General features: G+C 72.0%; 6 protein-coding genes. 4 read left to right on the top strand and 2 right to left on the bottom strand.

What is annotated here, in order from left to right:
- Both D7Y11_RS41295 and D7Y11_RS41300 read left to right on the top strand, forming a co-directional pair.
- Nucleotides 1–344, top strand: a 344-nt coding sequence (locus tag D7Y11_RS41295; RefSeq protein WP_199753944.1) for a S41 family peptidase, incomplete at its 5' end; no start/stop codon positions are given.
- Between the two features lie 94 nt (nucleotides 345–438).
- Nucleotides 439–984 carry a DUF6321 domain-containing protein gene (locus D7Y11_RS41300; RefSeq protein ID WP_199753945.1) on the top strand — a complete coding sequence of 182 codons (546 nt, stop codon included), beginning with the start codon at nucleotides 439–441 and terminating at the stop codon, nucleotides 982–984.
- Here the strand turns inward: D7Y11_RS41300 and D7Y11_RS41305 are convergent.
- On the bottom strand, nucleotides 936–2,432 hold the full coding sequence (locus D7Y11_RS41305) for an NAD(P)/FAD-dependent oxidoreductase (RefSeq protein ID WP_233607571.1): 1,497 nt from the start codon (nucleotides 2,430–2,432) through the stop codon (nucleotides 936–938). The genes D7Y11_RS41300 and D7Y11_RS41305 overlap by 49 nt on opposite strands.
- Before the next feature lie 170 nt (nucleotides 2,433–2,602).
- Here D7Y11_RS41305 and D7Y11_RS41310 point away from each other — a divergent pair, with 170 nt between their 5' ends.
- Nucleotides 2,603–3,109, top strand: coding sequence for a GNAT family N-acetyltransferase (locus D7Y11_RS41310; protein WP_126936415.1), 507 nt, complete (start codon nucleotides 2,603–2,605; stop codon nucleotides 3,107–3,109).
- Nucleotides 3,110–3,151: 42 nt separating this feature from the next.
- Here the strand turns inward: D7Y11_RS41310 and D7Y11_RS45300 are convergent, their stop codons facing one another.
- On the bottom strand, nucleotides 3,152–5,020 hold the full coding sequence (locus D7Y11_RS45300; protein WP_121753919.1) for a collagen-like protein: 1,869 nt from the start codon (nucleotides 5,018–5,020) through the stop codon (nucleotides 3,152–3,154).
- 184 nt (nucleotides 5,021–5,204) lie between these two features.
- Between D7Y11_RS45300 and D7Y11_RS41320 the strand changes: the two genes are divergently transcribed.
- The coding region (locus D7Y11_RS41320) for a phage tail protein (RefSeq protein WP_199753953.1) at nucleotides 5,205–5,543 on the top strand (339 nt) is incomplete at its 3' end.

Genomic DNA, 5,543 nt, shown 5'->3' on the forward strand with positions numbered 1-5,543 from the left:
CCCCCGACCCGCTCGCGGCGGGTTGTCGGGTGGTGACGGTCAGCGCGGGCGAGGTCCTCACGCTGGCCCTCCGAGCGCTCCCGAACGTCGTCCATGTAGGCACGGCCACGCGGGGCGCGTTCTCCGACATGCTCGTCAAGCCGCTGCCCAATGGATGGACGGTGCACCTGTCGAACGAGCACTACGCCGACGCACAGGGACAGGACTACGAAGCCCGCGGACTGCCGCCACAGCGGCCACTGGATGTCTTCGGAGACGGCAAGGACCTCTGGCACACCCACGCACTCGCCCTCCGTGCGCTGGCGGATTCGCTGGTCCCCCCGGAGGCGAAGCCCACGCCGTAGGAAGCAGGCAGCCTGTCACCTCGTGCCCTCAGGGCCGGGACGACCTACCTCTCATGCGGAAGCCTCCACCTCCGCTCAAAGAGGAGCACCTCCGATGCCGACCCGGTCCCCCACTCGCAAGAGCGTCACGCGCACGCGGCGCCTGAAGGATCCGAAGGGCGGCCTCACCGCGGCGGGCCGCGAGTGGTTCCGCGAGAAGGAAGGCTCAAACCTCAAGCCCGGCGTGAAAGGCAAGGCGGACACGCCGGAGAAGATGCGCAGAAAGGGCAGCTTCCTGCGCCGCCACTTCGCGCACCCGCGCGGGCCCATGGTGGACGACAAGGGCAAGCCCACGCGCCTCGCCCTGTCCGCTCGCGCCTGGGGCGAACCCGTGCCGAAGGACAACGCGGGAGCGAAGCGGCTCGCCACCAAGGGTACGAAGCTGCTGGAGCGCTACCACGCGGCGCAGGAGCGCGCGAAGCCCGCCGCCAAACGCTCCGGCGCCAAGAAGACGCGGACCGCCGTGCGACGGCGAAGAAGCGCGATTCCCCCACCGCGAGGAAGACCGCGACCCGGAAGCGCGCGAAGCGTTCCTGAAGCCGCGCCATCGCCTCACCGCCGGAGCGCCCGAGGGACATCTGCCCGAGGAAGCGTGACGTAATCTGACGGTTCGAAGTGCTCCACCCGGTGGCGGAAGGCCGTGGTGGAGCCGGGCCAGAGGGCGGAGTTTCGCCCCGAGGCATCCATGTACCAGCTTCGGCATCCCCCCTGGTTCCACACCGTGCCGGACAGCCGCGCCTCCAGGTCGCGCACGAACGCGTCCTGGGCTCCTGGATCCGGCTCCACGGCGGCGGCGCCCCGGGCCTCCAGGTAGCGCAGCGCGCCCAGCACGTGCTCCACCTGGGCCTCCATCATCAACAGCACGGAGGTGTGGCCCAGGGTGGTGTGGGGCCCCTGAAGCAGGAAGAGGTTGGGGAAACCGCTCACGGTGGTGCCCAGGAAGGCCCGGGGACTGCCCGCCCACACCTGCGCGAGCGTCCGGCCGTCACGGCCGTGGATGTGGTGCCCCATGGGCATGTCCGTCGCCTGGAACCCGGTGCCGAAGATGAGCGTGTCCACCGGATGGACCGCGCCGTCGCCGGTGACGACCGCGTCCTCGCGCACCTCGCGGATGGGCGCGGTGACGACCTCCACGTTCGGGCGCGTGAGGGCCGGCAGATAGTCGTCGGAGACGAGGATGCGCTTGCACCCCATCGTGTACCGGGGCGTGAGCCGGTCGCGGAGCGAAGGGTCCTTCACCGTCTTCAGCATGTGCCGGAGCACCCATGGCTGCGCGAGCCGGAGGATCCACGGGTGCTGGAAGCCCAGGGCCAGGCTTTCGCGCAGGATGCGCAGCGCCCCACGAAGGAGCCACCGCGCGCCCGGCACCCACCGGTACAGGGCCTTTCGCAGGGCGCTGTTGGGTTTGTCGCCCCGGGGCAAGACCCATGCGGGCGTGCGCTGGAAGAGGACGAGCCGGCCCACCTCCGGCTGGATGGCCGGCACGATCTGCACCGCCGACGCGCCCGTGCCCACCACCCCCACCTGACGCCCGGCCAGCGCGTAGCCCGCATCCCACCGCGCCGAGTGCATCACCTTGCCCCGGAAGCGCTCCAGCCCGGGCAGGGGTGGAATCACGGGCTCGCTCAACGTGCCCACCGCCGCCACGAGAGCGTCCGCGGTGAGGGTGCCGTGGGATGTCTCCAGCACCCAGCGCCGCGTCGCCACGTCCCACTTCGCGCGGAGGACCGCGTGACCCAAGCGCAGGAAGGGCGCGAGCTGGAAGCGCCGCACACAGTCGCGCAGGTACTCCTGGATCTCCCAGCCCGGTGAGTAGGCGCGCGACCAGCCGGGGTTCGGCGCGAAGGAGAACGAATACAGCAGCGACTGCACGTCGCACGCGCAGCCGGGGTAGACGTTGTCACGCCAGACGCCCCCCACGTCGTCCGCGCGCTCCAGGATGACGAAGTCGTCGATGCCGTCCTGCTTCAGCCGGATGGCCATGCCCAACCCGGCGAAGCCCGCGCCCACGATGGCCACGCGCACTTGATGCGGAAGACGGGGAGACACCGGATGGACCTCCTGGACGCGGAGGGGCACGAAGCCCCCGACCTTCATGCTGTGCACATTCCGCCCGACACGGCACCTACGGGAAGGTCCAGAGACCTGGGGAAGCCAGCCGAGGCGGCCTCAACCTGTCCGACTGTCGGGCAGGTTCGCGCGGCGTAGGATGCCCCGCCGTGACGACGCCCCCATCCTTCGCGCCCCTCTTCCGCACGGTCACGCCAGCGGACGAACCGTTCCTCTTCACGCTCTACGCGAGCACGCGCGAGCAGGAGCTGTCCGCGTGGGGCTGGCCGCCCGCGCAAGCGGAACTGTTCCTGCGGATGCAGCACCAGGCACAGGCCCGCCACTACGCGGCGACCTATTCCCCGGAGGGCCACGCCATCATCGAAGTGGAGGGAGTCCCCGTGGGCCGCCAGTGGCTGGTGCGCACCTCCGCGGAGCTGCTGCTCCTGGACGTGACCCTGCTTCCCACGTGGCGGGGACAAGGCCTGGGCACGCACCTGCTGAACGCGATTCAAGCGGAGGCAGCGCGGGCGCGCGTGCCCGTGCGGCTGCATGTCACGCGCGACAATCCAGCGCTGCGGCTCTACACCCGGCAAGGCTTCACGTCCGTGCCGGGAAGCGACCCGGCGTCGCCGTACCTGGAGTTCCAGTGGCGGGCTCTGGAGGGCGACGCATGAACCGGCGGCGGGTGAGCACGCCGGTCCCGTGAGGCCCCGCGCCTACAGCCCCAGCAGCGTCTCGGGTTCCGGGGCGACCGTCTGGAGGAAGTAGCCGCCCGTACCTGCAGAGGGGATATCGATCGTCGGCGAGCCCACGAAGGCGGTACCGCCCGCGTTGCCGCCGCTCCCGCCGCTGCCACCACCGCCGCCACCTGGAATGACGCTGGTGCCACCCCCAGCGGTGGCGCCCGCCGCGCCTCCCGCCGTCACCACGGAGCCCGTCACGCTGGCGGTCGAGGATGAGATGAAGTGGACGATGCCACCGCCACCGCCACCGCCACCGCCTTCACCCGAGCCGCCGTTGCCGTCGTAACCGTTCGCGCCGTTGCCACCCTGTACGCGGATGGTGCCACCCAGCGTGATGCTTCCCTTCGCCGCGACCAGCACGATGCCGCCTCCGCCGCCGCCCGTGCCCACGACGGATTGGGTGCCAGTCCCCGTGTTTACGCCGCTCACCCCGCTCGCGTTGACGTTCGCCCCCGTGACGATGCGGATGTTGCCCCGCGCAGCCAGCAACAACGAGCCGCCACCCGCGCCTCCGTTGGCGCTCGGGCCCACGAAGATGCGCGCGCCAGCTCCGCCCGACGCAAACTGCACCCGGCGCACCTGGGCGGCCTGGAACGACGTCAGCCCCGCGCCACCGTTGTAGTTGGTCGCCGCCGTCCGCGCGATGCCCGTGGGCGCCTCACCATTGCCCAGGTCCTCCGCGCCGGCCTGCACGGTCACGGTGCCGCTCACCGTGATGTCGCCGGAGGAGCGCAGCACGCTGCCGCTGGGGAGGATGAGCGTTCCGGCGATGTTGATGCTGCTGAACTGGAGGTTGAAGCCCGCGGGCAGCGAAGCCACACCCGCCGCGGTGGAGAGGTCCACCGTCTGGCCCACGCCCACGTTGAACGCCCCCGCCGAGCCGTCGCCGTAGAGCCCCTGCGTGCCCGACGGTCCCTGTGGTCCCTGAGCCCCCGAGGCACCCGTGGGGCCCGCGGGTCCGGTCGCACCAGCGGGGCCCGTCGCACCAGCGGGGCCGACCGCGCCGGTCGCTCCCGTGGGCCCTGCCGCGCCCGTGTCACCCTTCGCGCCAGCAGGGCCGGTCGCACCAGCGGGGCCGACCGCGCCGGTCGCTCCCGTGGGCCCCGCCGCGCCCGTGTCACCCTTCGCGCCAGCGGGGCCGGTCGCACCAGCGGGTCCAATCGCTCCGGTCGCTCCCGTGGGGCCTGCCGCGCCCGTGGCGCCCGTGTCACCCTTCGCGCCAGCAGGGCCCGTCGAGCCAGCGGGGCCGACCGCGCCGGTCGCTCCCGTGGGCCCTGCCGCGCCCGTGGCGCCCGTGTCACCCTTCGCGCCAGCAGGGCCGATCGCTCCCGTGGCCCCCGTCGGACCTGCCGCGCCCGTGTCGCCCTTCGCTCCCGTCGGACCCGAGGGACCGACGTCGCCCGTGTCGCCCTTCGCGCCCACGTCACCCTTCGCGCCCGTGGGGCCCGTGTCGCCCTTCGCTCCGGCCGGCCCCGTGGGGCCCGCGGCACCCTGCGGACCCATGGGCCCCATCAGGCCAATGGGCCCCTGGGGTCCCATCGCGCCCGCCGGTCCCTGCACGCCCTGCTGCCCTTGCGGACCGGGCTCGCCGGGGGCACCCGACAGGCCCTGCGGACCCTCGGGACCCAGCAGGCCGGGTTCACCCGTGGCGCCCTTCTCACCTCGCGGGCCGGCCTGCCCCTGGGGACCCGTCGCGCCCGCAGGCCCCGGAGGCCCTTCCGGTCCCGCCGGCCCATCGCCCGTCTCTCCCGTGCAGGCGGACACCATCAACGTCGCGCAGAGCGACAGCGCACCAAAACGCGAGAACACCCCACGGAGGGGAACGAAGGCTCGAAGCGACATGGATCAGGTCCTCCCCAACGAAATTCAGCGCGGCGACCTGCGGCGTAGGAACCGGGGCCGTCACCGACCGTGAAGCTTCGCACACGCTGGGTTGGTTTGCCTGTTGACGCGCCGCGCTCTTTTATCGAGGGACCGCCCATGGTCTGTTCGCTGGCCCACACTCGACGTCACACCAGGGGGCACCATGTCCACGCCGTACATCGGGCAGATCATCATGTTTGGAGGCGACTTCGCGCCGAAGGGTTGGCTCCTCTGCGACGGCACGTTGCTGTCCATCGCGCAGAACCAGGCGCTCTTCGCCATCCTGGGGACGACCTACGGCGGCAATGGCACGACGACGTTCGCGCTGCCGGACCTGCGCGGCCGCTTCCCCATGCAGCCCGGCCAGGGCCCCGGGCTCACGCCGCACTCGCTGGGCGAGAGCTCCGGACAGCAGTCGGTGACGCTCATCTCCCCCCAGATGCCCGCGCACACCCACCCGCTGATGGCGAGCATGCAGGAGGGCAACACGGAGAGCCCGCAG

Origin of the sequence: Corallococcus sp. AB018 (genome assembly GCF_003986945.1) — a bacterium.
GTDB classification, from domain to species: domain Bacteria; phylum Myxococcota; class Myxococcia; order Myxococcales; family Myxococcaceae; genus Corallococcus; species Corallococcus exiguus.